Raw genomic sequence first — 26,158 nt, forward strand, 5'->3', positions numbered from 1 at the left:
CATTCCCACGCAGAGCGTGGGAACGAGATCCCGGTTTCTTTGCGACGGACTCAGTCTTGCAAAGGTTCTGTGTATTAAATGTGGATGGATGATTCGAAAATAAAGACTTGCCATGTTAGATGCCGAATAATTCAATCACGCGGCCCCGGTCTCCTCATCCCGATGCCCAAACATCCTCCAGATACCGATTATTGGAGCGCAGTTCGTCGAGCCACAAATCCGCGACGGGATCGTCACACTCCGTCTTCCCCGCTCTGACGGCGCGGAAGGCGGACCGGACGTCGGAGACGAGTCGCGCGGCATCGCCGCAGACGTAGACCACGGCGCCACGGTCGAGTAGGTCCCAGACGCGATCGGCGTCTCGGAGGATGTTGTGCTGAACATAGCATTTCGGCTGTCCCGAAATCCGGGAGAAGGCCGGGATGAGTTGCGTCAGGCCCTTGGCCTCGAAGTCGCGGAGTTCCTCCTCGTAGAGGAAATCGTGGCTCGGGTTGCGGCAGCCGAAGAAGAGGAGCGACGGGCCGACGTCATGGCCGCGGTCCTTGAGGGCTCCGCGTTCCTGCAGGAAGCCGCGGAATGGGGCCAGGCCGGTGCCTGCGCCGACCATGATGATCGGCGTCCGCGGGTCGGCCGGGGGTTGAAACGAGGTGCCGGGGCCGCGGACGAAGCCGAGGATCTCGCTCCCCATCGTCAGCTCGGCGAGGTAGTTCGAGGCCACCCCCTCGTACAGGCCGTGGCCGGAGCGGGACGCGTCCCGGACCACCCCGACCGTGATGCTCGCGACACGCTCGTTGACGAGCGGTGAGGATGAGATCGAATAGTACCGCGGTCGAAGCGGCGGCAGCATGCCGAGGAACTCCTCGAACGCCAGCGCACACGACGGGTTGGCCTCGAGCAGGTCGAGCACCGAGCGACGCGGCAGGAAGACCTGCTCGCGATAGCGGGCGAGGCTTGCCTCGTCGTCACCGACGAGAGGGGTCAGCCTTGCCTTGTCGGGGGGACAGAGGGCCTTCTCGGCAAGAGTTCGCACCTGGTCACGAGTCGCCGGGTCCTGGAGCTCGACGTAGCCCCCCACCAGCTCCGCGAGCCGGATCGGCCGGTCGAGCGGCAGATTCGACTTGCCCGCGTCGTCGCGGCGGATGATGACCTGGGCATCGGCGTCGAGCCGGAACCGTTCGAGGACGCGGCGGACCGCCCCCGCTCGATTGCGCGGGAGAACGCCGAGATGGTTCCCTGTGTGGTAGCTGACGCCGTCGGGCAAGGCGAGCTCGATGTGCCGGGTCGATCGCCCGGGAGCCTGCGCTTCGCCCTGCTTTTGGAGTTCGCGGCTGGCGACCACGGCCATGCGCTGGGCGGAATAGGCCGCGACGAACGGGAGGTCGACTTGGGTGTCGACCGCCTCGATTCGATACGCCGCCCTCGGCTTGGCGGCGGCCTCCGCCTTGATCTGCAACCCCAAGGCCGAGGCGATCCGGGTCCAGAGTGGGCTGTACCAGGTCTGGAACTGGCCATCAAGGTCGTCCGCGGCGTCCCCTTCGCCCCGATCATGGATCCGGGTCGCCCCGCCGGCGGCGAGCTTCTGGTCGATCAGTTTCGGGATCGCCTGATAGGTGGCCGCCCAGTTGTGGTCGCCGCATCCGAAGACGGCGTATCGGACCCCTTGGAACGCGTCGGGACCGACGCTTCCCTTTTGCAACCAGTCGCAGAATCGGCCTGCGTTGTCGGGCGGGGCCCCGTTGTAGGAGGAGGTGACGATGATCAGAGCACCCGCGCGGGGCAGGTCGCTCGTGGCGTCGTCGAGCGCGGTGATCGCGACGGAGAAGCCGTGGGACCGGCCGTCCTCGGCGATCCGCTGGGCGAACCCCTCGGCCGTGCCAAGGTTCGAGCCGTAGAGGATCAAGAGCGGAGTGCCTTGGCCCGCGGGGGGAGGAGCCGCGGCCTCCGCCGTTTCCTGGGCGACGCTCAGGGCCACCGGCAAGGCGGGGACGGCGGCCCGGACTCGCCCCCCGCGCGGCCGGACCTTCATCGTGAAGCCGTCGGGCTTGAGGGTGAGCGTCTCCTTCACGCGAAGCCGGTAGTTGGCGTGGTCGATCGGCTCGAACCGCCTGAGGATCATCCCGAGGACGAGCGTCGCCTCCTGGATCGCGAATTGCTGGCCGATGCAGGCCCGCTGGCCGTTGCCGAACGGTTTGTACGCATTCGGCGGGAGCTGTCGCTCGCGCTCCGGAGCGAACCGGGCCGGCTGGAATTCCTCGGCGTCCGCCCCCCAGACGCTCGGGTCGCGGTGGAGCATCGGGAGCAAGACGATCAGGTTCTCCCCCCGACTCAGGGCGAACCGGCCGCCGAGCGTCGTCTCCTCACGCGGGTAGAGGGCGAAGGCGGGGGCGGTTGGCCAGAGACGGAGCGACTCCTTGAGGATCTGCTGGACGTAGACGAGCTGGTGGACCTGGCTTTGCGTCGGGGCCGACTCCGGGTCGGGGCCGAGGACGCGGTCCACTTCCTCATACGCCTTGGTGAGGGCCTCGGGGTGGTTCAGGAGGAAGTAGAGGGCGAAGGAGAGGAGGCCGCTCGTCGTCTCGTGGCCGGCGATCAGGAAGGTGAGGATCTGGTAACGGATGTTGACGTCATCAAGCCCTTCGCCGGACTTCTTGTCCAGGCCGGTGAGCATATAGTTGAGCAAGTCGTTCTTCGTGGCCATCGCTTGCGGGTCGGCTCTGCGCTCCTGGATCAGCCGGTCCACGACCGCATTCATGTAGGCGATGTCCTGTTCCTGGCGGCGGTGGGTGCGGAACAGGAGGGCCTCCTGGAGCGGGAGCCGGTTGGCCTGGAGGAGCGACTCGCCGAGCGAGCGGACCATCGCCTGAACGAACGGGTGGGGATCTTCGCGGTAGAACGAGTTGAACCGGTAGTCGAACCCGCAGAGGCCGATGGTGTCGAGCGTCAGGCGGGTCATGTCGTCGGCGACGTCGATGGCCTCGTCGGGGTTGAGCCGCGACCACTTGGCGACGAGCTGGTCGGCGATGTCGATCATTTGCGGCAGGTAGCCCTGCATCGCCTTGGCGCCGAAGTTCGGCATCAGGATGCCGTGCGCCTTGGACCAATTCGGCTCGAAGGTCCAGGCGGTGAACAGGCCGTCGCCGGAGAAGGTTCGGACCTTGCTCAAGGATGTGCTGATTAGCTTATCAAAGCGCCGCTCGTCGCAGGCCTCGTTGACCAGCTCCTGGCTCGAGAGGATCACCAGCTTCCGCCCCGGCAGGTCCAGCCGGTAGATCGGGCCGTGCTCCTTCGCGAGGCGGATGAAGCTTTGGAGCGGTGCCTTGCGGTCGAGCGCATTTAGGTTGCCGAGGACGGGCCAGGCCGTCGGCTGGGGAATCGGCTCGAGCCCTACCTGCTTCGCGACGTCCATAGATTCAACCTCTCCCCAGCCTCGAGAATCGACCGAATCGACTCGGTCGATTCTCGAGGTCGACTTGAACCCTCTTGGAATCCGTGCTCGACGCCTCGGCGCGAGTTCGGGGGTAGCGCCACCAAGGGATCAGGCCCGGCTGGCCGACCGCATCCGACCGCGACCGTTGGCGGAGCCTTCCCGCCCGCCCTTGGATCACGATCAGGAGCAGTTCCTCGGAGGAAACATTCCGCCAGGCCCGAACCGCCTCCGGGCTAACGCGGAGGACCGTCCCCGGTTTCACCTCCACCGACTCCCGATCCACCAGGAACTGACCCCGGCCCGCGGCGACGATGTAGACGACCTCGTTCCGCCGGTGCCGCATCTCATACGCCGTCTCCTCCCAGGGGAGGACCTTGACGAACGAGACGTCAACCCCGGTCGGGTGAAGTCGGTCGCGGAGTGTCGGCTTGCCCGGAATCGGGAACGGTGGGATGAGCCCGAACGCACTCGTCTGGCACAACCCGTCCAACCCGTCGGCGTGAACCACGGAGAACGTCGAGACCTCGGTGGTTGCGGGCTCCGTGACCGTCCGGGCCAAAGCCCGGTTCGATGTCGGCCGGAGGCGCACTCCAAGGCGCTGAAGCTGCACTTCACCAAACCCCAACATAACCGTCTGCCCTCCTCATCATGATTTCACCCACAGAACCCGCGGTTTTCGTATTAATGACTCAGGGTCAGTAATGGTGGAAATCTAGGGAAGGGGGCGTACGATGTCAAGGGAGCGCGCCTGGGGTTGTTGCCGTGGAGCCGCCTTCTTTAGAATGCCAAGCTCCCTGGGGCACCCTGCCGCAACCGTCGTGTGAGACCGACTTTCGAGGAATATCGCGTGCGGATTGCCGACCCTGAGAAACTCCCGCGAATTCTCGAAGCCGCCACGCGATTGTTCGCCGAGCGCCCGTTCCAGGCGGTGCACATGAAGGAGATCGCCGACTGCGCGGAGGTGGCCAAGGGGACACTCTACCTCCACTTCAAGGACAAGGAGGCCCTGTTCCGGGCGATGATTGTGCAGGTCTCCGCGCAGCGGCTGGACGAGACTCAGGGGCGAGTTGCGGGCGAACCGGACCCGCACGAGAAGCTGCGGATCTTGATCCGCGACGCCGTGCAATTCTCTGCGCTTTATCCGCACTACCTCGAGACGCTCTATCATCTCGACGGGAATCCGGCCCAGGACGAGGATACGGCCCTCCGCCGTCGTCGGGAACGGCTGTTTGTGTTGATCGAAGAAATCCTGGTGACGATGGAGAATCCGTCCGTCGTGCATCCGGATCGCGCTACCCTCGCCCTGCTGGGGATGATGCACCGGGTGATGATCTTCACCCCATCGCCCTGGCCGGACGACCTGGCCGACTGGATCACCGACCAATTCCTCTTCGGGGCCACCGGAACCGGGGAGAGAAGAGAACAGGGGTCGCGATCCTGAGATCGTGATCTATGCTATTTTTATAGTTGTGTATCATTGTTAAATGTAATGAATTGTATATTTTAATGATTGTGATGCAAGTTAACTCACCCTCGCACCGAGTTCTTCCGTCAACAGTTCGGTGAACAGCCGAGCCTGCGGCCTTGGCGTGGCACCTCTCCGGCGAACAATGGTGATCTGTTCGGGTGGGAACAGTCGGTCCACGGGAAGAGCCTTGGTGTGGGGGAAGGCGAATAAGTTGCGGGGGAGCGGGAGGAGGGCGGGCCCAAGTCCCAGGCTGACAAATCGGAGCGTGGCCAACGAGATGTTGTTCTCCAAGAGAACTTGAAGCCGATCGAGTAGCCCCGCCGCGCGGAGGACGTCGTCGACGGCGCGTCGCCAGGAGCCCCCTGCGTCGGGAAGGATCACCGGGTAGTGCGCGATGTCGGTCAGAGCGAGGCGGCGACGCTTCGCGAGCGGATGATCCTCGGGAAGGACCAGCGTGGCCGGCCGCTCGCACCACGGCTCGATCTCCACGACACGGTGACTGGCCGCCACCACGGCCGGGTCGTTCGGCCAGATCCCCAGGTCGGCATCTCCCGATGCCAGAAGATCGAGCATCTGTTCGGTCGACGCACTCAAGATCAGTTTGAGCTGGATATCGTCGTGGCGCTGACGGAATGCGACGACCGGCTGGGCCAACTCGGCGACGATGGCACCCGGCGTGGCGACGATGATCAAGGTCCGCGGGATCGTCCTTCGGCGTTGTTCGAAGGCATCGCGCAGGGAATCCACCGAACTGACGACCGAGCTCGCCATTTCCAGAAGCAGGAGGCCGTCATCGGTCGGCCACATCTCGCGGCCTCGTCGATGCAACAAGGCGACCTGGTACTCTCGTTCCAAGGCGCGGACCTGCTGCCAGACCGAGGCGTGAGAGATTGAAAGCGCCCGCGCGGCCGCCGAGAAGGACTTATAGCGAACGCATTCGCAAAAGGCCCGGAGCTGGCCGAGATGGAGCTCTTTGTAACGGTGGATTCGAGTCGTGCTCATGCCAAAGACTCCCTTGCACCTGTAAGCCCCAGTTACAGCAGAGTAACACTTTTCATGAGTTGGGAACAGTTGCCCGTCGGTCCTGGCTTGGGTACATCTATCTGCTGAATCAAAATCGTACTCATCCTCTCGCTCCCAATCGTGCCCCCCTCTCTCTTCGGGAGAACCCCATGAACCGGGAATGCTTCTCCGTACGACGACGCGGTTTCACCCTCATCGAGCTCCTCGTTGTCATCGCCATCATCGCCGTCCTGATTGCCTTGCTCTTGCCCGCGGTCCAGGCGGCGCGCGAGGCGGCTCGCCGAGCCCAATGCACGAACAACCTGAAGCAGATCGGCCTCGCGTTTCATAATTATCACAGCACTCACGACAGCTTCCCGCCGGGCTGGCTGGCCGTGCCGAACGCGAGCGGAGCCCGGAACTTCTGGGCGATGCTTATCTTTCCCTACATCGAACAGGGCGTTCTTAACAACTCGTATAACTATAGTGTGGGGTTCGGCGGGCCGAATTTTTCGACGATCAACCAGACGTCGTTCCGGACGGTGATCAACGCCTATCTTTGCCCGAGCGATATCGGCGGGTTCAGCATGAATTACGATCCCAAAGGATGGTCGAGGTCGAATTACGTCGCCTGCTACAGTCCGGACGGAGTGATGGTCGAGGCCGGTGTCCCATTCTCGTATGACAACTGTGCCAATACTCCCGCTCAGAACCCGGGGAAAAGACAGGCTCTGTCGAATTTCGGAGTCACCCGCGGAGTGCGCAACGTGATCGACGGCACGTCGAACACGGTCGCCGTCTCCGAGCTGATCACCGGCCCGGACCAGACGAGCGACCCACGCGGCCTCTGGTCGAACGATTGGGGGGTCCAGTACACCCACCTGCGCGCACCGAACACGCCGATCCCGGACGCGATCTGGTCGGTCATCGCCAATGCCCCTTACAACTGGTGCACCAACACCAAGAAAGGGGCTCCTTGCAACGGCGCGGCAGCCTGCTGGAGCACCGAGATCTACTCCGCTCGGAGCGTTCATCCCGGAGGCGTCAATGCCACCATGGCCGACGGGTCGGTACGGTTCTTCAAGAATTCGATCAGCCTGGGAATCTGGCAAGCGGTCGCCAGCATCAACGCCGGGGAAGTCGTCTCGTCGGATTCCTTCTGAGTGGACCCCATTGCATCGACATCCATCACGGAGTGATCATGGTTTTCCTCAATTGGCTCAGGTCGAGTCGTCGGATCGCTTTTGCAATCTTGTTAATATTGGCATGCGGGTGCGGAACCGGCCCCAAGACCTTGCGCGTCTCCGGCAAGGTCACCTACGACGGCAAACCCCTTGAAGACGGCTCGATCGTCTTCGTCCCGATCGAGAACGACAAGGCACCGGGGGCGGGCGGGACGATCACGGCCGGCACTTACGACATCCCGGCTTCGTCGGGTCCGTTGCAGGGCGTGAAGTACCGTGTCGAGATCTCCGCCATGCGAAAGACGGGACGCAAGCTCCCGAATATCATGACGCCCGATTCGCCCTCCATTGAGGAAGTCGAGAACTACATCCCGAGCATCTACAATGGCCAATCGACCCTCCAGACTACGGTGCTGCCCGAGAACGCCGGCAAGCAAGACTTTACGCTCGAGCCTGCCCAGAAAACCAACGGAACCGCCACGGCGAAGCGTTGATCCTCTCGATATTTAACAACGACCCGCCAGAGAGTGAGGAATCACCCTCGTTCCCACGGTCCCCCGTGGGAACGAGTCGCGAGAGGCTTCCTATGATTTCACAACGACCCGCCAGAGAGCTAAGAATCATCCTCGTTCCCACGGTCCTCCGTGGGAATGCCGTCCCCGACGCTCCGCGTCGTCTGGCCGTCGCAAGCCGAGCGTCCCAGACTTCATTCCCACGGGGGACCGTGGGAACGAGTCGCGAGAGGCTTTCTATAGCCCTGGATCGGGTCGTTGATATTTGACGAGCTGAAGTGCAATCGATCGACTTATTTGTGAATGATTATTTTTTTCGTGGAACTAAAAAGGAGTACGGCTCGGTGTTTCGACAAGTTCGCGTGAGTGGGTGGGCAATACTTCTGTTATACGGCACGAGCACCCTCGGGAATGCGAGGGGCTCCGAGGGGAAGATCCTCTCCCCCCTCCCCTATCAGGTGGTCCAGCGCGAAGGCTTTGATCCCGACCGTGCTCACGAGCACCAACCCGGGGGGCCCGCTCTCGGTCACGGTCACCTGCCGATCACCGTCGAATGGTCGGAGCCGTTGCCGTCGCGGTTCGAGTACCGGGTCGTCCGCCGGGGGGAGGGAACCGGGACCGGGACCGAGTGGGCCGCGCTGGAGGTCGCGCGGTCGGATCGGACGATCAAGGCGATGGCGGACGTCCCGGCGGGGGGTTGGTATCGCCTCGAGTTGCGTGGGCTCGAGGGGACGCACGTGATCGGGACCACGGCCGTGGAGCCGGTCGGGGTCGGTGAGGTCTTCATCATCGCGGGTCAGTCATACGCCGCCGGAACCAACGATGGACTCTTGCGCGTGGAAGATGCCGAGGGGCAAGTGGTTGCCCTCGACCTGGTCGCGAAGCGTTGGCGGGTCGCCCATGATCCGCAGCCGGCCGTGGGAGATGGGGGGACGATCTGGCCGGCGTTCGGCGACGCGTTGCGCCCTTTGGTCCGGGTCCCGATCGGTCTGGTCAACGTCGCGGTCGGAGGGACGTCGTCCCGGCAATGGTTGCCGGGGACGCCACTCTACCGGAACCTGGAGACCGCCGGGAAAGCCGTGGGACGGTTTCGCGCCGTGCTTTGGCAACAGGGGGAGTCGGACGTCATCGAGAAGGTCGCGATCGAGACCTACGTCGCGAATCTCCGGACGATCCGAGCGGGCTTGTCGCAGGCCTGGGGCTTCGAGCCCCCGTGGCTCCTCGCCAAGTCCACCCTCCACCCCACAGTTTACAACGATCCCACTCATGAGGGGATGATCCGAAGTGCGATTGATCGTCTGTGGAGAACCGAAGGCTTCCGTCCCGGTCCCGACACCGATATTCTCGGCGGCGAGAATCGCGGCGGTCCGAACAGCCGTCGCCACTTCTCGGAGGTCGGCCAGCGCCGGGCGGGTCTGCTCTGGTTCGCCGCAGTCTGGGCTGAGTTGCAAGGGTCGGTGCCTCTCCAGGGCGTGCGATGAAGGTGCCGCGGGGATCGGCGTCGAGCTGATTCTCGCGGCCGTGTTCGCGGCCCTTGCCGCGGTCGTGATGACCGGTCTTGTTGAGTCCAGTGGGCCAGCGCCCTTTTTTGATGGTTTTCTCGGAGAAATAGGTCTATGACAAGCGTCAATCGTCGAGGGTTCCTGGGCGCGACCGGAGCGCTGGTGGCCGGGCAACTGGGTGCCCGTGAAGCCACGGCCGGGGTCGGTGCGAACGACACCATCGGCATCGGGGTCGTCGGCGTGGGAAGCCGTGGTACGGTCCTGCTCAAGAACCTGCTCCAGATCCCGGGGGTGGCGATCCGGGCCGTGTGCGACATTGACCCGGCGCACCTGGAGCAGGGGCTGAAAACGGTTTCGGAGGCGGGGCAGAAGCGTCCGGAGGGCACAGCCGAATGGCAGCGCTTGCTCGCGGCGGACGGGGTCGATGTCGTCGTCGCCGCGATCCCGTGCGACCTGCACGCGCGGCTTTACCTCGACGTGATCGCCGCTGGCAAGGATCTGTACGGCGAGAAGCCGATGTGCTTGACTCCCGCTGACCTCGACGCGGTCGTCAAGGCCACGCGGGCGTCGAAGCAGATCGTGCAGATCGGCCACCAGCGGCGTGCCGACCCGCGCTTCCTTGAGACGATCGGCCAGGTGCATGGCGGCGAGCTCGGGTCGCTCGTCGAAGGCCGGATCCTCTGGTCGAACTCGTGGGGGCCGTTGCTGGGCTGGTTCGGCCAGAGTCAGCGGTCCGGCAACTGGATCGTCGAGCAGGCCGTGCATAATTGGGACGTGATGAACTGGGCGATCCGGGCCCGGCCGGTGCGCGCGGTGGCCCTGGGCCGGAACGACCTGTTCCGCGACCTCCAGCCCGAGCGCGACGTGCACGACTATTACTCCGGAGTGGTCGAGTACCCCGGCGGCATCTTCGTGAACATCATCCACAGTTGGGTCGCACCCAAGAAGTTCAACGAAGAGTACACTCGACTGATCGGTACGAAAGGAGGCATCGACTTCAACACCGGCACTTTCTCGTACCGCCCCGACCAGAAGAAGAACGATCGCCCCTTCGGTGGCGGCGAGCTCAACAACACGCTGCTCGCGCTCGAGGCGTTCGTTCGGTCGGTCCGAACCCGATCCGAGCCTGTCTGCACGGTCGAACACGGGCGCGACGCCGTGCTGACCTGCCTCCTCGTTCGTACGGCCGTCAAGAGTCAGACCGTCGCTACGATGGAACAACTGATCTCTTGAGCCGTGCCACGGACGCATGAAAAGAGCGACCTCTCTGCATGCCGATGGCCGATGTCACGATCGAATGGCTCACGACCCAGTTGCGGCCCCGCGCTACCTTGGGTTGTGAGTCACCCGAACGCAAACCGGGCGGGCGCCAAGGGGCATTTGTCAAGATCACCGTTATCTGGGCAAAATGGGACACCACAAGGAGTTTCAGGGGTGCTTTTGTTCAGATTGAAAAAGCTGAGTCAAAATGTATGAATGACTAAATTGAATCAATGTATCAATAAATAGGCATGTGATGTTTGTTGGCGGTTTCGATTGCTCATTGAGGCTATGGTGAAGCGAATGATTCGGCCTGTCTTGCTCAGTAGTCCATGTCCGCGGCGTGCGCTTCCCAGTCGATGGACAGGATTTGGGCGACCACGGGTGGATCAATTGGGAATGCGAACTCATCTTGGAACCAGATTACCACAAGCCCAGACAGGTCGCTGGTCTCGTTGCGGGCCGGTTGGAGCGAATCGAACCGCCCTATGCACGTTACGTCGGGGAGGGCCGACGGAATGCCAAACGGATATGACTTGCCGTTCCGATTGTACTGGATAGGCGTCTCGGTCGGGCGGATGAGGTACGGTCCACCCGCATACGGCTTGTCGCGGTGGTCAGCGACCAGTTGCTCGAGACGCTGCTTGTTCCGCTCGACGGTCGGCAACCCTTCGAGTAGTCCTTCGTAGGTCAGGTACTGCCGAAATTCGCGAAGATACAGCCGTCGGCCTGACGGCAAGTCAAGTTCGCCTGTTTTCGCCATCCGAACGCCCTCAGCTCGCCGAACACGAAAGATCAGCGGACCAACCCATTTGAACGGCCTTAGATCGTAGCAGAAGCCGTTGCGACGGTGCAACGCTCGCCGAAGCGCGAGGTCAGGCGGTCCAAGTAAGAGAAGAGGAAAAAGAGAAGAGGACATGCAATGCGATCTCAGGATCGCAATGCATGTCCTCTTCTCTCTCAGGTGGTCGTGACGGGGGTGGAGGGCAGACGGGCTGTGTGGCTGCGCTTGGGCTAAATAGCTCCTCTCAACAGGGAAAGTAATTCAAGCGGCCTGCTGATAGACGGAGCGGCCCTCGACCTTGAATGGGTTGCGACTGCCGAGCCAGGTGAAGGTCAGTTCCAACAACTCCTCCATGGACTTGCACTGATGGTTGCGGGTGATCTGGTCATGCAGATTCCACCACACCCGCTCGATCGGATTACAATCGGGGCTGTAGGCCGGCAGGAAGTGCAGGTCGATCCGCTCGCGGTGCTCGTACAAATACACCGCCACATCGTTGCTGGCGTGGCACTTCGCGTTGTCGCAGATGATGTGAATCTTGCGGTAGCGCCTCAGGCAACTCCGAAGATCATCCAGGTGCTTCAAGAACAACGCCGTGTCCCTCCCTTGCTTCGGGGCGCCCTCGGTCAGAAACACCTGCCCCGTCCGCCAGTGGATCGAACCGCTCAGATAGCGTTTCTCGTTGTTGCCGGGTGTCTCGACCTTCGCCTGGTGGCCCTTGACCATCCACATCGAGCCGATCTTGGGATTCGTGTTGATATCGACCTCATCCTGGAAGACCACCGTCTCGTCCTCAGGCAATCCGGCGATTAACTCGCGGAGCTTTTCCAGCTTGGTTTCCCGCTCCGCGTCGGTCGGCCCGACCGTGGGACGCGGGCGACGATAGACCAGTCCCCCCTGATGCAGCCAACGACGAACGGTCTCGCGAGAGACCTCCAGGTCAAATTCTCGAAGCATCAGCAGTACCACGATCTCGCAGCACCAGCGGCTGCGGAGGAAGCCGAAGTCGCGGGGCTTCTGGGATTTGACCCAGTCCACGACGACGGCGACCCACTCGGCGGCGAAGCGAAAGGGGCGGCCTGGTTTATGCCCGCTCAGACCCTCCACCCCTTCGGCGTGAAACCGCTTAACCCAGCGGTCGATAGTCCGCGAACTACAGAACAAGAGCGTGGCGACGGTGGCCCAGGTGTGCCCATCGTCCAGGAGCAAGAGGAGATGCGATCGGAAGCGGACCTCGGGGTCGTGGTCCTTGCGATATCGATCGAGCAACGCCCGGCGCTGCCCGTCGTCGAGGGTAACGCTGTGTGCCATGGGTGTGAATCTCGGGGACTGGACATGAGTGACACTACCCAATTGTACAGACCCCGTCTACTTTCCCCGTTGCGAGGAGCTATTTAGATACTCAGAATTATTCGTAATATACGATATTGTACTGATGTTTGTTTGTCGAAATTCATTCTGCCTTCGATTCGTGTCCGTCCGGTAAACCACGTCTTTCAAACGGGCCGACGGCGCGGGATGATGTTCGGGGCACCCTCTTGAAGTGAACGCAGGGGCCGCGCAAGCCAGGGTCCGGAACGCAACGGCCATCGGGTGAACGCGGGGCACGAGCCACGGGCAAGCCTTTGGTTCATGTCCGTGGGCGGAACATCATCCTCTCGGTCGGGCCCCCGGCACCGACCGCCACCCTGAGTGCGGCGAACCAAGCATCCGTCCGGTCGCCCAGTGGGCGGACCTGCCCGCTGCCCGTACCGGGCCCAGGATGACCGCGGCCCTGGGGACGCGCTCGGTGTGCAGGAGACCAAGACCGCACATGGGGGTAGCGATTGACGACAGCTCAACCCCTGGGCACCTTCGCGTTGTGAGGATCCACTTTCGACGTTGCAACGGCCGCCCTGGGGGCGACCCACGGTCGGGAAGACGCTGGGTTGGAGAAAGCATTCGGTGAACCGCAGCTTCGATGTCTTTTGTGGGCGCGGCGCACACAATCGCCCCGAGCTCGTCTGGGACAGAGACGAACTCGGGGCGTGGGGGTGTTCAGTCCTTGGCGGCTTCTCTCGCCTGGCGCAACGCCTGCCAGCGGTCGGGCAACAACTCCTCGATCCGACGCGCCGGGTGTGTGCTGACCCGGTCGAGCACGTCGCGAAGGTACGCCTGCGGGTCGATCCCCAGGTTCTTGCACGTCGTGCACAGGCTCATCAGCACCGCCGCCGTCTCGCCCCCGCGGTCGCTCCCGACGAACAGCCAGTTCTTTCTTCCAAGAGCGATTGGTTTGAATGCGCGTTCACATGCACCGTTATCAAGTTCAAGGAACCCCGCCTCCAGCGGACGCTCAAGCGCCGTCCAGTGATTGAGCGCATACTGGATCGCCTCGCCGATAGGGCTCTTCGGCAGCACCTTCGGCGCCTCGGCTACCAGCCAGTCATGGAGCTGCTTGAAGATCGGACGCGATCGCTCCCCCCGCAGCGCGTGCCGGGCAGCGACGAACGCCTCGTACTCCACGGTCTCAAGTCTCTCCTTGGCCTCTCGCTCCACGTCGTAGAGCAATCCGATCCACGCCAGCGCCTGGTGCGCCCGCGGCGGGTCGCTGGTCCGGGCCTCATAAAACTTTCGCCGCGCGTGCATCATGCACCCGACCTCGATGATCTTTCCCGAGGAGTACAGTTGGTCGAAGACCGAAGCGGCATCGGCTTGGAGATAGCCTTTGTAGTCCTTGAAGATCCCCGCCGGGCCGGTGCCTTTTCGGTCCTCCGTGTAACGATAAACGACATAGCGATGGTAGTGGTCGCCGATGACGTTCCAGAGCCGTCCGGTCTTGATCCCCTTGCCCTCGTGATCCTGCACCTTCACCGGTGTTTCGTCAGTCTGGACGACCCGAGACTCGAGGATCTTGGTCATCATGAGCGTCACGATCGGCGCCAGCAAATCGGCGGCGACGGCCATCCAGTCGCACATCGTCGACCGGGAGATCTCGACTCCATGGCGAAGGAGGATGCCTTCCTGGCGATAGAGTGGCAAGTGATCTGCATACTTATTGGTAATCACGTGAGCCATCAGTCCAGGGCCGGGGAGCCCCTTCTCGATCGGCTCGGGAAGCCGCTCGGCGATCACCACGTTGGCCATGCATTCGGAGCATGCATATTTCGGCCGCACGTGCTGGAGCACGATCAGCGACGCAGGGACGTATTCGAGCTGCTCGCGGACTTCCTCGCCGATGCGGTGGCGCACGGCGCCGCAATCGGGACACGCGAGTTGTTCGGGGGGGACGTCGTGGAGGATCGGCTTGCGGGGCAGGCTCGCAGGGAGCGGCTTTCGGCCGTGGCCCTTCTTCTTGGGCTGGGGCGCACCCGGAGGGAGCGGGGACTCGGGGGCCGGGCCGGGTTGCGGCGTGGGCTCGGGCTCGGGCTCGGGCTCGGCCTGCGCCAGGATTTCCTGAGCGAAGAGCAAGAGCTGAGCGGGGTCGACCCGCTCGCTCTTCCTGCCGTAGCGCTGGCGGAGGAGTTGTTCGAGCTGATGCTGAAGCTTGGCGTTGAGATGAAGCTGCTGGCCGAGCGTCTCCAACAACTCGCGGATGAGTTGATGGGCCGTTTCGAGGTCGTCGGGGAGCGGATCGGCCGGGGTGATCATACCCTATACTACGTCGACGCGTGCTCATTTGTTTGTGAAAATTTCTCCGAATTTTGGAGGGGTGTCAGGGGCCGCGTGTAGCGGTGCCGTCGTCGGGCCGTGTTCAGGTCGATGCCGGCCAGGAGCGCGGCGAGATCGGCGGTGGTCATCTCGACGCGGCCCGCGGCGGCGTCTGGAAGGCGGAAGGTCCCGCTCTCAAGCCGCTTAGCCCAGACGGCCAAACCGTCACGGTCCCAATAGAGAATCTTGATGCGATCCCGTCGCTTGTTGATGAAGACGAAGAGGTGGCCGGAGAGGGGATCGAGTTCGAGGGCGCCCGCGACCAGGGCGGAGAGTCCGTCGAAGCTCTTACGCATATCGGCTGGTTCTTTGGCGAGGTAGACACGAACGGCGGCGCTCAGTCCGAACATGGTCGCTCCTCGACGAGGGCGATAAGTTGGCGGAGGGTCTGGGGATCGAAGCCGGGTGCGACAGCGATTCGGCGGCCACTGGTAAGAATCAGTTCGAGAGGCTGTGGGACGGGAGCGGCGGCGGGGATGGGATCAGGGAGGATGGTGACGGGGACGAAGTGGGCCGCAGCGTCGGCGGAACGAGGGTTCGCGGGGGTCGGCTTCGGGGTGGGGGCCTGGTAGAGGCGCTTTCGGAAGGAATGGATGGAGATTCCGCGTCGTTGGCAGAACTCGGCCTGAGTCAGGCCGCTACGGCGGAAATCGTTGAGGAGGGCGTTCCAGCGGAGGTCGAGGATATGGCCCCGAGACATGGCGTGATCTCCCGGACAGGGCCGTCGGCCCCATCACGGGAATGATCGCCGGTTTTCACGCCGCCTTCCAGATGCAGTCCACCGGACGGACTCTTCGATTCGCCGATATTCGTCTTCCAGAAGCCAAAGCTTCACGGCTTCGTAGGTTGGCTCATGATGGATGATCGTAATAATCCAATTTTGGGTCAATAACCAGAAATTGTCCTCTTTCGGAACTTTCTGGGGTTATGATCAGTATGTAGGGCTTTGAGACAGAGTCATCTGCCCACACCTCATACCATTCACCTAGCATCAAGACGTTCCTTTGCTAGGCTCGGCCGGTCCTGTTCTTGGGATAAGGTGATGCTTGCCGGTCGCCAGGTCAAGCTTTAGTTCTGCGTAGTTCAGTGTAACCTTATTCCCTGCCGCATCAATATGGTATCCAATGGACTCATCGAACTGAAGTCCATAGCGTTCAGCATTCCGAAGTGCACCAGTGGATTCGCCGTCAGCGAGAACCTCCTGTTCGGCCCTGCGTAATGTCGCTTCATCATTGAAGACGTGCGCAGAACCCTCTTTTTTTGATGGGTTTCTAGGCCTCGGGCTTGTCCGGCAAGTGCTTGTTTAGATGTTTAGTGTCGTCGGTCAGACCTTCTCGGTTAGGCATTCTTTTGGGAGCAACAGTCGGGCGATCCGATGGAACCTGGGGATCGTCGGCTGGCGACCTGCCTCCGCCCGGCAAACCGGCTCGAAGGGCTAAAGGCGAACAAAAGGAACATTCGTCGATATCGCCGTTGTCTGGGTAAAATGAGATACTACAAAGAGACTCGAGGTAATTTTGTCCAGATTGCGCAAAATGCGTCAAAATGTAGGAATGTCCAATTTGATCCCGCCGTTCTCTAGCAAGCAACTGTCCACAATGGCCAAGTCAATGTAGGGTGACCAGGGAGGGGGCATCATACAAATGGAGACAGGCAAGCAGATTGATTTTCTCATGCCTTTCCCTAAGTCTTTCAACTCCGATCGACCAAGCTCATTGAGGGGCCGCGGCCTTGCGAGAATTCGGGCGGTAATTCACAGATCTATACAGGTCGGGCCGCTCCGTCTTGAGCCATTTGAGATAGGCTGTGGCGGCCTGGAATCGCCCGGCCTTCCGCTCAGCCGAAGTGAGGGCGTCAAGCTTCATCTTAAACTCGTTGCCGCCGCTAACGTAAGCCCCTTCGCCGTAGACATACCCCCCGAAATCCTCGAGGCTTTTGCCACTCAGCGCCTTCAATCCGATGTTGCCGATGTGGCGGGACATATACGCATCGTCCGACACGGAGGCGATCAGCACGGGCATGACATCGGCCTTACCGAGTTGAGCAAGCGACTTCGCCAGAGTGAACCGGAGGAACTGGTCATCCTTTCCCGTCGAGCCCTCGAACAAGGCTCGGAGAGCCTGTTCGGCACGTTGAACCTTGAGGTCGCCCAAAAGGAAGGCGCAGTGGTAGCGTATCCCGGGGTCTTGGTCGAGCAGTCCATTCCGAAAAAGCGTGTCAATCGTCCGTTCATCTCCCGCGAACGAGGTGGTAAGAAGCTCGTAACAAGAGCGGCGGACCCGCGCTTCGCTGTGATTCCGTGCCGCCTCAGTCAGCATGGGCACGACAGCTACTCCCAGAGAAGTCAGTTCTCTGCGTGCGTCGGCCTTGGACGGCCAGTTCGTCTGAGAAGAGGCTCGGACGAACTTGTCAATGGTCGCTTGCACAGCGTCGGCCGAAGTTGGAAGGGGCTCTCCGGCAAGAGAGAGGGCTGCGCGAGCCAGGCCCCAAGCCAGGGTCATAAAGAGGATGGACTGCTTCATGCCACTTCCTCGAGTGAGGGCGGATCGATAGGGCTCATACCAGGAGATACCTGGAATCGCCCATCACGTCAATCACGGTCGGATTGGCGACGCAGCGTGCGACGTCTCGATCCAGAACGAAAGGCCAGGAGCAACCAACGAGGGATAGAATGACCGGATGGCCGCCACAGAAATCGTTGTCTTGGTCACGGCTCGCATTGGTTTCGTTCGCTGGCTGAGGAGACCGGCTTTAGCTCCTCTCACCTGTGGCAAGAGGATCTTGGAGGAATTAAAGGGGGCAGGAGCCGATATCGCGATCTCGGCTCCTGACCCTTTTTCTGTTTATGACCTTCCCAAACGACTGAGAGAAGAGGACATGCATTGCGAACCTGAGATTGCAATGCATGTCCTTTTCTCTCGTACTTCGATGTCGGGACGTGCAGAGAAGGCCCGTGGGCAGGCGAAGGCACGATGAAGCCGAATCCTGATGCCCGATCAACATCCCCGAGATTGACAACCAATTCCGGTCGATCACACAATCGATTCGGTGCCGGATGGTCCGAGGCTACGCCGATCGATTCCATAAAGGCGCTGAGCCGGGGCGGGGATGGTTCGTCTCTACCAGATCACGCTGATCGTCTCGACCCTGGCTCTATGCTGGCTGGGCATGCAGGTCGTCCACGAGACCGGACATGTCCTGACGGCCTGGGGCAGCGGAGAGAGGGTCGATCGGGTCGTCCTCCATCCCCTGACGATTTCCCGCACCGATGCTACGCATGGCCGACATCCCCTAATAGTCATCTGGGGTGGTCCGATCCTCGGCACGCTCTTGCCACCCTGCGTCTCGGCCCTCTCAAAACTGGCCCGCTCTGGCTTGACTTACCTGTTTCGGTTCTTTGCCGGTTTCTGTCTGATTTTCAACGGGGCGTACCTGGGCGTCGGGTCGTTCGAGGGTGTGGGGGATGCAGGCGACCTGTTACGTCACGGGGCTTCCCGGTGGACTATGATCGCCTTTGGCCTCATCTGCGTGCCCAGCGGGCTCTTCCTCTGGCATGGCCTCGGCCCCCACTTCGGGCTGGGCGAGTCGAAAGGCCGGGTCGATCGCTGGGCGGCACTGGGGAGCCTTGGCCTCCTCCTAGGAGTCGTGCTGATCGAAGTTGTCTTCGATAGCCGATGATGAGCCCTTGAAGGTCTCCGGTGGCCTGAGGTCGGGTAAGTTAATCCCCCTCTGGGCGGGCAAGAGAAGAGGACATGCATTGCGTATCTGAGTTCGCAATGCATGTCCTCTTCATCTTGACTCCGGGATCGAGTCGCCGGGGCAGTCCCTGCGTGAGAAGGGGTTGAATTTTTTCACTCAGGCCAGCACTACAATGCATGTCCTTGCTGTTGCTGTTATGTGGGACCCCGCCGCTCGACCGCAGCACGGTGTCCTCGACACCCTGGACGATCAACCGCTTGTTGTCTCTTCGTCAGCCTCCTGGTCCATCTCTTGAAATTCGGCAAAAGCCCTGGATTCCATAATCAGGAACGCCTCCCGCAGTTGTGATGATCGACGCTTGGGGGCAAAGCCAGGCCACTCCGGGAAGCGTCGATGGGCTTCATCCCAAAACTTTCGGAATTGTTCGTCTGGCTCCTCGAGGATCAGCGTCGTTCGGAAGCGGAGTACAAAGCGAATTACCTGCCAATGGTTGATGAGCTTCAAGACTCGAAACTCGGGAAGTTCATCTGACCAAACGAGTGCGCCTGACATCATTTCGTAGCTGAAGGTCGCCTGCCGAGAACGGGCCAATCCTCGCATTAATGGTGCGATATCCCGCATCGCCTGTGTCGCAATAAGATTCAAGCTAACACCTCTTTGCATCTCGGCTGACTTGCGTTTTAGGACAGATGAAGGGGGCGTTTTTCGGAACCTGAGGAGTCTTCCAGGTGGTTCTCGGCATTCCCTCGGGGCCGAGTGGCAAAGAACAGGATCTCGGCCCTTCGGTCAGGAAATGCCTCCACTGGCTTGAGTCCGAAACGTTGGCGTGCCGTGAATTCCGCGGGTTCGGGCGTTGGGCCATGGCTCAACGCTGTTCCTCTGTCAGTCGGAGGCGGCGGGCCTGGCGGAACCAGACTCGGAGTAGGGTCAGGCCGGCGGCGACCAGGCCGATCGAGAGTCCGATCCAGAGGCCGAGCGCTCCCAGGCCGCCGGGGAAGGCGAGGGCGTAGCCGCAGGGCAAGCCCAGAGCCCAGTGCGCCAGCAGGTTGACGAGCATCGGGGTTCGGGTATCCCCGACACCGCGCAGGACGCCGGTGGTCACGCCTTGGAGGCCGTCGAACAACTGGAAGCAGGCGGCGACCCCGAGGAGTGTCAGGCCGGTCGCGACGACGGTGGGGTCGGTGGTGAAGGCGCCGAGGATCGAGCGCGGGATTAAGAGAAAGGTCAGGCCCGAGCACGTCATGAAGCCGGCCCCGAGCACGATCGCGGTCCAGCCGGCGCGCACGGCGGCGACCGGGTCGCGACGGCCCAAGGCGCGGCCGACCAGGACCGCGGCGGCCGAGGCAAGGCCGAGCGGGATCATGAAGGTCACGCTGGCGACGTTCAAGACGATCTGGTGCGCGGCCAGCGAGGCCGAGTCGAGTCGGCCCACCAGGGTCGTGGCCGTCGCGAACACGCCGACCTCCAAGGTCAGGTGGGCCGCGGCGGGGAACCCCAGGGCGAGGAGTTGCCTGATTCTCGCCAGATCGGGCCGCCAGTCGGTTAGTCTCAAGGTCAGGCCCGAACTGCGCCGAGGGATGACAGCGGCGATGACGACGACCAGGGCCATGTAGATCCGCGAGACGGTCGTGGCCCAGCCCGATCCCTCCACGCCCCAGGCGGGCGCTCCGAGGTGGCCGTAGACGAGCACCCAGTTGGCCAGGGCGTTGATCAGGTTGGCGCTGATCAGGGCGAACACGATCGGAGTCAGACGGCCGACTGCCTGCAAGTAGCGCCGGAAGGCGGCGTAGACGAGCAGTGGTCCCATGCTCCAGGCAATCGCACGGATGTAAGGGGTTGCCAATTTGATGATGGCCGGATTGACTCCCAGCGCGTTCAGCCACGGCCCTGCCATGAAGACGAGGCCGGTCAACGGGAGTGTCAAGGCCAGGCCGAGGTAGACCCCTTGGGTCAGGGTGCGTCGGCAGTCGGCGAGCCGCCCCGCGCCGAACGCTTGGGCGATCAGGGTGTCGAGCCCGAGCAGCATTCCCATTCCGAAGACGGCCACGGTGAGGAAAAAGGTGCCGCCAATGCTGACCGCCCCGATCGCCTCGGCGCCGAGCCGGCCGACGATCATCGTGTCGACGATTCCCATCGCCATCCAGCCCAACTCGGCGAGGATCACCGGCCCCGCGAGTTGCAAGGTGGGGGCCAGTTCCCGCAGCATTTCCCGGCGGCCCGTGGCCAATGAATCGTCCTCTCTTGCAATTTCAGCCATTCTTGGATAAATCACTTTTGGTTGAGTGTTCTCGGGCGTGGCACCGATTTTGCAGAATTTCAGCGGGTTCGGTTAGCCCAAACTGACGAGCAAACACAAACGATTTTTGATTTGACTGCGGCTTGAAGACGATCAAATAAGAATTCAGCTCGCAGTTGGATCGGGAGAGGGCCGGGGGTTCCGGCCCGTCCAGGATGGTGGGGAGGGGCGTTCACGGTGCAGGTTTTTCCGCCGAGCACGAACACGATTTCCCGCGTCAGCATCTTCGGGGCGGTCTTTTTCGCCGTGGGTCTGCTGTTCGTGGTCTATCTGATTTTTCGGTCGCCGTACATCACCCAGGTGAACGTGACGCGGGATCAACCCGTGCCGTTTAGCCACGAGCACCACATTACGGCGCTGGGGATCGACTGTCGCTATTGCCACACGTCGGTTGAGTCCTCAACGTTCGCTGGGATTCCCGCGACTGAGACGTGCATGTCGTGCCATTCTCAGATTTGGGTAAACAGTCCGATGTTGGAGCCGGTTCGCAAGAGCATGCAAACCAATGAGCCGATTCGCTGGAATCGGGTGCATGATCTTCCCGACTATGCCTACTTCAATCATGCCGTCCACGTGAATAAGGGGGTCGGGTGCGTCAGTTGCCACGGGCGGGTCGACTTGATGCCGCTGACCTGGAAAGCAGAGCCGATGACCATGGAGTGGTGCCTGGGGTGTCACCGCGAGCCCGAGAAACACCTCCGGCCGATCGAGGAAGTCTTCAACATGACTTGGACCCCGCCAAAGGATCAATTGGCGCTGGGACGGGAGCTGATCAAGAAGCAGCACATCCCAGTCGACCGGCTCACCAACTGCTACGTGTGCCACCGATGATGATTCATAGCCGAAAGACAGACGGACTCGACCTCGCCTCGTTGCGCGAGCGCCTGGCCGGCCAGCGCGGACCACGCTACTGGCGGAGCCTCGAGGAACTGGCTGAGACCGAGGAATTCCAATCGTTCCTCGATCGTGAGTTCCCCCACGGCGCTCCCGAACTGGTCGACGCCACCAGCCGCCGCAACTTCTTGAAGTTGATGGGCGCCTCGCTGGCCTTGGCCGGAGTCAGCGGTTGCACGCACGAGGCGGGCGAGAAGATCGTGCCCTACGTGCGCGCTCCCGAGGACCTCGTGCCCGGCAAGCCGCTATATTACGCCACGGCGCTGTCCCGGAGCGGTTCCCCGATCGGCGTCCTCGCCGAGAGCCACATGGGCCGGCCCACGATGGTCGAGGGGAACGAGAAGCACCCGGACAGCCTGGGGGCGGTCGACTTCTTCGCCCAGGCGGCGGTGCTCACCCTCTACGATCCCGACCGCTCGCAGGTGGTCACGCGCCGCGGGGGGCAAATCAGCACCTGGGACGCGTTCCTGACCGCCGCGGTCGCCGCGCTCGACATCCAGCGCCCGAACAAGGGACGCGGGGTGCGGATCCTCACCGAAACGGTCACCGGGACCAGCCTGGGACGTCAGATCCGGGCGTTGCTCGAGGAGTATCCCGAGGCGACCTGGCATCAGTACGAACCGGCCGGCCGCGACACCGTCCGCGCCGGGGCTCGGCTCGCCTTCGGGCGTGACGTCGCCACCCGCTACCACGTGGCCAAGGCCGACGTCATCTTCGCCCTCGGGTCCGACTTCCTCGCCGAAGGGCCGGGGCATCTCCGATCCGCACGCGAGTTCGCCGCCCGTCGCGAGACCCTGGAGTCGATGAACCGTCTCTACGTCGTGGAGACCACGCCGACGATCACCGGCTCGATGGCCGACCATCGGCTCGCCGCGTCGGGGCACCGGATCGCCGACTTCGCGAACTTCCTGGCCCGCGAGCTCGAGGTCAAGGTCGCGTCCCCGGGTGGTGCTCTTTCCGAACCGGAAGCGCACTGGGTCCGTGCCCTGGCGAAAGACCTGCGCAAGAGCCGGGGCAAGGCTCTGGTCATCGCGGGGGAAGAACAGCCCCCGCTGGTTCACGCCCTGGCGCACGCCCTCAACCAGGTGCTGGGGAACGTCGGCACCACGGTCGTCTACACCGAGCCGGTCGAAGTCCAGCCGATCAACCAGGCGGAGTCGATCCGCACCCTGGCGGCCGACCTCGATGCCGGCAAGGTGGACCTGCTGTTGGTGCTCGGGGGGAACCCCGCGTACGATGCGCCGGTGGACCTCAACTTCGGCCCGAAGATCGCCAAGGCCAAGTTCAGCGCCCATCTCGGGCTCTACGAGGACGAGACGTCCGCGCTCTGCCTCTGGCACCTCCCCGAGACCCACGACCTCGAGGCCTGGGGCGACGTTCGCGCTTCCGACGGCACGGTGACGATCCAGCAGCCCTTGATCGCCCCCTTGTACGACGGCCGCCCCGCGATCGAGCTGATCGCCGGCCTGCTCCGGCACCCGGACCGCTCGGGCTATGAGATCGTCCGCGAGACCTGGAAAGATCAGGCGGGCGCGGCCGATTTCGAGACATTTTGGCGGACGGCTGTCCATGATGGTGTCGTCGAGGGGACCAGCTTTCCCCCGCTCGCGGTTTCTCTGACCGGCGAACTGGCCCAGACGGGCGTCCCCCGCGCTCCCCAAGGGGAGGAGTTCGAGATCGCCTTCCGCACCGACCCGACGATCTGGGACGGGCGGTACGCCAACAACGGCTGGCTCCAGGAGCTCCCCAAGCCGTTGACCAAGATGACCTGGGACAACGTCGCCCAGTTCGCCCCGGCCGCGGCCGAACGGCTCGGACTGAGCAACGGTGACCTGGTTGAACTTAAATATAAGGGTCGATTGGTCGAGGCGCCGGTCTGGATCACGCCGGGGCACGCCGAGGCCTCGGTGACGGTCACGCTCGGCTACGGCCGGACCCGCGCGGGGCGGGTCGGCAACGGAGCCGGGTTCAGCGCCTATCGGTTGCGGACGTCGGACGCCCCTTGGTTCGACGCCGGTCTCGAGATCCGCAAGACCGGGCGGACCTTCACGCTGGCCAACACCGAGCTGCACCGCAACGTGCAGAGCCTGAACGAGACGGGCGAGGCCGCCGAACAGCGGCACCTGGTCCGGGTCGGCACGATCGACGAGTTTCACGCCGAGCCGCATTTCGCGCAACACATGGAGCATGCTCCGAAGCCGAAGGACTCGCTCTACCCCGAGATCCTCGGCTCGGTCGACCGGCTCGATGTGGAGCAAGGGGCGACCATGCCCCCCGGGGGCTCGGGCTACGCCTGGGGGATGGCGATCAACCTCAACGCCTGTATTGGCTGCGGGGTCTGCGTCGTGGCCTGCCAGGCCGAGAACAACATCCCGATCGTGGGCAAAGAAGAAGTGGTGCACGGGCGCGAGATGCAGTGGATCGATATCGACCGCTACTATCACGGCGACCTGGACAACCCCGAGGTCTATCATCAGCCTCGGACTTGCATGCACTGCGAGAACGCCCCTTGCGAGGTGGTCTGCCCCGTCGCCGCGACGGTGCACGACGACGAGGGGATCAACAACATGGTCTATAACCGCTGTGTCGGCACGCGATACTGCGGCAATAACTGCCCCTACAAGGTCCGCCACTTCAACTTCTTCCACTACTCGAAGCCGGTGGCCGAGAGCCTGGTGGTCCTCAACAATCCTGACGTCACGGTCAGGGCCCGCGGCGTGATGGAGAAGTGCACCTTCTGCATTCAGCGCGTGAACGCGGCGCGGAGCACGGCGGAGATCCGCGGGACGCCGATCAGCGATGGCGAGGTCAAGACAGCCTGTCAATCGGCCTGTCCGACCCGCGCGATCGTCTTCGGTAACGTCAACGATCCCGACAGCCAGGTTTCCAAGTTGAAGGCCGATCCGCGGAACTACGGGATTCTTACTGAATTGAACACCCGTCCGCGCACGACCTACCTGGCGAGGCTTAGGAACCCGAACCCCGAGATTGAGACGGAGTCGCGCGATGGCGTCTGATCGCCCCGAGAATCTGGAGCAGGACGAGCACTCAGTCCTGGCGCCGGGGCATACGTACGCCTCGGTTACGGACAAGATCAGTGCGATCGCGCTCACAAGCCCGTTTCGCAAGAGCTGGATCTTTGGATTGGCGATCTCGTTCCTGCTGACCTTGATGTTGTTGACCACGATCACGGCGGTCTTGACCCAGGGGGTCGGCCTGTTCGGCATCCGCCGGCCGGTGATGTGGGGTTTCGATATTGTCAACTTCGTGTGGTGGATCGGCATCGGCCACGCCGGGACCTTGATCTCGGCGGTCCTGCTCCTGTTCCGACAGGAGTGGCGGACATCGATCAACCGGTTCGCCGAGGCGATGACCCTGTTCGCGGTCGCCTGTGCGGGGCTCTATCCGCTTATGCACATGGGACGGCCCTGGTACTTCTACTGGCTGACCCCGTACCCGAACACGATGGCGCTCTGGCCGCAGTGGCGAAGTCCGCTCGTCTGGGACGTCTTCGCGGTTTCCACCTATGCGTCGGTGTCGCTCTTGTTCTGGTACGTCGGCCTGATCCCCGACTTGGCGACCTTCCGGGACCGGTCGAAGAACCGGTTCTCGAAGATCATCTACGGGATCCTGGCGATGGGCTGGCGCGGGTCGGCGATCCACTGGCACCGGTACCGGACGGCCTACCTGCTCCTGGCCGGGATCGCCACGCCGCTGGTCGTCTCGGTCCATACGGTGGTCAGCCTCGACTTCGCGGCGGGGGTGGTGCCGGGCTGGCACACGACGATCTTCCCGCCTTACTTCGTGGCGGGGGCGATCTACTCAGGGTTCGCGATGGTCTTGACCCTGGCGATCCCGCTTCGACGGTACTATGGCCTCGAGGACTTCATCACGTCGAAGCACCTTGAGAACATGGCCAAGATCCTCTTGGTGACCGGCCTGATCGTGACCTACGGCTATGCCCTGGAAGCGTTCTTCGCCTGGTATAGCGGCAACACGTTCGAGCAGTTCATGATGAAGAACCGGGCGACGGGGCCATACTGGCACACGTATGCACTTCTGATTCTTTGTAACTGTACGTCGGTTCAAATTCTCTGGTCCAAGTGGGCGCGGACGTGCGTGCCGCTCTTGTGGGTGCTCTCGATCGTCATCAACATCGGCATGTGGCTGGAACGCTACGTGATCGTGGTGACGAGCCTGGCCCGCGACTACATCCCGGGGGCGTGGGGGATGTATCACGGATCGGTCTGGGACTACTCGATGTATTACGGCACGATCGGCCTCTTCTTCGCCCTCCTCTTCCTGTTCATTCGGGTCCTGCCCGTGATCTCGATCGCCGAGATGCGTGAGTTGGTGGCCGAAACCCGGGAACGGAGCGGTGGCGAAGAGCATGGCGGGTCGCATGACGATGACGACCAAGACCTCGTGGCCTCATCGGGATAA

The 26,158-nt window shown here is 62.6% G+C and carries 20 protein-coding genes and 1 pseudogene; 9 read left to right on the forward strand and 12 right to left on the reverse strand.

Translation table 11 applies throughout. The features are described 5' to 3' along the window. Positions 1 to 154: 154 nt before the first annotated feature. On the reverse strand, positions 155 to 3,406 hold the full coding sequence (locus BUS42_RS25820; protein ID WP_074311845.1) for a bifunctional cytochrome P450/NADPH--P450 reductase: 3,252 nt from the start codon (positions 3,404 to 3,406) through the stop codon (positions 155 to 157). A 4-nt stretch (positions 3,407 to 3,410) separates the two neighbouring features. Further along, complete coding sequence (locus BUS42_RS25825; protein ID WP_074311847.1) at positions 3,411 to 4,055, reverse strand: cupin domain-containing protein; 645 nt, start codon at positions 4,053 to 4,055, stop codon at positions 3,411 to 3,413. A gap of 219 nt (positions 4,056 to 4,274) precedes the next feature. Here BUS42_RS25825 and BUS42_RS25830 point away from each other — a divergent pair, with 219 nt between their 5' ends. Beyond that, on the forward strand, positions 4,275 to 4,868 hold the full coding sequence (locus BUS42_RS25830; RefSeq protein ID WP_074311849.1) for a TetR/AcrR family transcriptional regulator: 594 nt from the start codon (positions 4,275 to 4,277) through the stop codon (positions 4,866 to 4,868). A gap of 81 nt (positions 4,869 to 4,949) precedes the next feature. Here the strand turns inward: BUS42_RS25830 and BUS42_RS25835 are convergent, their stop codons facing one another. Further along, a complete protein-coding gene (locus BUS42_RS25835; RefSeq protein WP_074311851.1) occupies positions 4,950 to 5,897 on the reverse strand; it encodes a LysR family transcriptional regulator in 948 nt (315 codons plus the stop codon). 170 nt (positions 5,898 to 6,067) lie between these two features. Here BUS42_RS25835 and BUS42_RS25840 point away from each other — a divergent pair, with 170 nt between their 5' ends. The 4 genes from BUS42_RS25840 to BUS42_RS25855 all read left to right on the forward strand — a co-directional run bounded on the left by BUS42_RS25840 (position 6,068) and on the right by BUS42_RS25855 (position 10,328). Next, complete coding sequence (locus BUS42_RS25840) at positions 6,068 to 7,060, forward strand: DUF1559 domain-containing protein (protein WP_074311853.1); 993 nt, start codon at positions 6,068 to 6,070, stop codon at positions 7,058 to 7,060. Positions 7,061 to 7,149: 89 nt separating this feature from the next. Next, entirely contained in the window at positions 7,150 to 7,575 is a 426-nt protein-coding gene (locus BUS42_RS25845) for a hypothetical protein (RefSeq protein WP_143206509.1), read from the forward strand. 362 nt (positions 7,576 to 7,937) lie between these two features. Further along, positions 7,938 to 9,074 (forward strand): sialate O-acetylesterase, encoded by a 1,137-nt coding sequence (locus tag BUS42_RS25850; RefSeq protein ID WP_074311857.1) that lies wholly within the window; start codon positions 7,938 to 7,940, stop codon positions 9,072 to 9,074. A gap of 135 nt (positions 9,075 to 9,209) precedes the next feature. Further along, complete coding sequence (locus tag BUS42_RS25855) at positions 9,210 to 10,328, forward strand: Gfo/Idh/MocA family protein (protein WP_074311859.1); 1,119 nt, start codon at positions 9,210 to 9,212, stop codon at positions 10,326 to 10,328. Between the two features lie 349 nt (positions 10,329 to 10,677). On the opposite strand, the gene BUS42_RS25860 is transcribed toward BUS42_RS25855, so the two are convergent. The 7 genes and pseudogenes from BUS42_RS25860 to BUS42_RS25890 all read right to left on the reverse strand — a co-directional run bounded on the left by BUS42_RS25860 (position 10,678) and on the right by BUS42_RS25890 (position 17,144). Next, positions 10,678 to 11,118, reverse strand: coding sequence for a hypothetical protein (locus BUS42_RS25860; protein WP_074311861.1), 441 nt, complete (start codon positions 11,116 to 11,118; stop codon positions 10,678 to 10,680). A gap of 282 nt (positions 11,119 to 11,400) precedes the next feature. Continuing rightward, the gene (locus BUS42_RS25865; RefSeq protein WP_074311863.1) at positions 11,401 to 12,450 is read right to left on the reverse strand and encodes an IS630 family transposase; all 1,050 of its coding nucleotides are present in this window, start codon (positions 12,448 to 12,450) and stop codon (positions 11,401 to 11,403) included. Between the two features lie 726 nt (positions 12,451 to 13,176). Then, positions 13,177 to 14,766 carry an IS66 family transposase gene (gene tnpC / locus BUS42_RS25870; RefSeq protein WP_074311865.1) on the reverse strand — a complete coding sequence of 530 codons (1,590 nt, stop codon included), beginning with the start codon at positions 14,764 to 14,766 and terminating at the stop codon, positions 13,177 to 13,179. 8 nt (positions 14,767 to 14,774) lie between these two features. Then, positions 14,775 to 15,176 (reverse strand): IS66 family insertion sequence element accessory protein TnpB, encoded by a 402-nt coding sequence (gene tnpB / locus BUS42_RS25875; RefSeq protein WP_074311867.1) that lies wholly within the window; start codon positions 15,174 to 15,176, stop codon positions 14,775 to 14,777. Continuing rightward, positions 15,164 to 15,526: an IS66 family insertion sequence element accessory protein TnpA gene (tnpA, locus tag BUS42_RS25880; RefSeq protein WP_074311869.1), complete on the reverse strand. Its 363-nt coding sequence runs from the start codon at positions 15,524 to 15,526 to the stop codon at positions 15,164 to 15,166. The genes tnpB and tnpA overlap by 13 nt, the downstream gene beginning before the upstream one ends. Positions 15,527 to 15,817: 291 nt before the next feature. Further along, a pseudogene (locus BUS42_RS46675) lies at positions 15,818 to 16,027 on the reverse strand (DUF6972 family protein); the annotation flags it as partial. A 511-nt stretch (positions 16,028 to 16,538) separates the two neighbouring features. Next, positions 16,539 to 17,144, reverse strand: a complete 606-nt coding sequence (locus BUS42_RS25890; protein ID WP_254054008.1) for a HEAT repeat domain-containing protein — start codon at positions 17,142 to 17,144, stop codon at positions 16,539 to 16,541. Between the two features lie 790 nt (positions 17,145 to 17,934). Between BUS42_RS25890 and BUS42_RS25895 the strand changes: the two genes are divergently transcribed. After that, a complete protein-coding gene (locus BUS42_RS25895; protein ID WP_074311873.1) occupies positions 17,935 to 18,504 on the forward strand; it encodes a hypothetical protein in 570 nt (189 codons plus the stop codon). Between the two features lie 270 nt (positions 18,505 to 18,774). On the opposite strand, the gene BUS42_RS43075 is transcribed toward BUS42_RS25895, so the two are convergent. Next, positions 18,775 to 19,170 (reverse strand): hypothetical protein, encoded by a 396-nt coding sequence (locus BUS42_RS43075; protein WP_143206511.1) that lies wholly within the window; start codon positions 19,168 to 19,170, stop codon positions 18,775 to 18,777. Between the two features lie 220 nt (positions 19,171 to 19,390). Next, positions 19,391 to 20,752, reverse strand: a complete 1,362-nt coding sequence (locus BUS42_RS25900) for an MATE family efflux transporter (protein WP_159452296.1) — start codon at positions 20,750 to 20,752, stop codon at positions 19,391 to 19,393. A gap of 246 nt (positions 20,753 to 20,998) precedes the next feature. On the opposite strand from BUS42_RS25900, the gene BUS42_RS25905 reads away from it, so the two are divergent. The 3 genes from BUS42_RS25905 to nrfD are packed head-to-tail and all read left to right on the forward strand — an operon-like array spanning position 20,999 to position 26,158. Then, the gene (locus BUS42_RS25905) at positions 20,999 to 21,652 is read left to right on the forward strand and encodes a cytochrome c3 family protein (RefSeq protein ID WP_173878272.1); all 654 of its coding nucleotides are present in this window, start codon (positions 20,999 to 21,001) and stop codon (positions 21,650 to 21,652) included. Beyond that, a complete protein-coding gene (locus BUS42_RS25910) occupies positions 21,649 to 24,732 on the forward strand; it encodes a TAT-variant-translocated molybdopterin oxidoreductase (RefSeq protein WP_074311880.1) in 3,084 nt (1,027 codons plus the stop codon). Before BUS42_RS25905 ends, BUS42_RS25910 begins: the two co-directional genes overlap by 4 nt. Next, positions 24,722 to 26,158, forward strand: coding sequence for an NrfD/PsrC family molybdoenzyme membrane anchor subunit (nrfD, locus tag BUS42_RS25915; protein ID WP_074311882.1), 1,437 nt, complete (start codon positions 24,722 to 24,724; stop codon positions 26,156 to 26,158). Before BUS42_RS25910 ends, nrfD begins: the two co-directional genes overlap by 11 nt.

The sequence above is a fragment of the Singulisphaera sp. GP187 genome (assembly GCF_900129635.1).
GTDB lineage: Bacteria > Planctomycetota > Planctomycetia > Isosphaerales > Isosphaeraceae > Singulisphaera.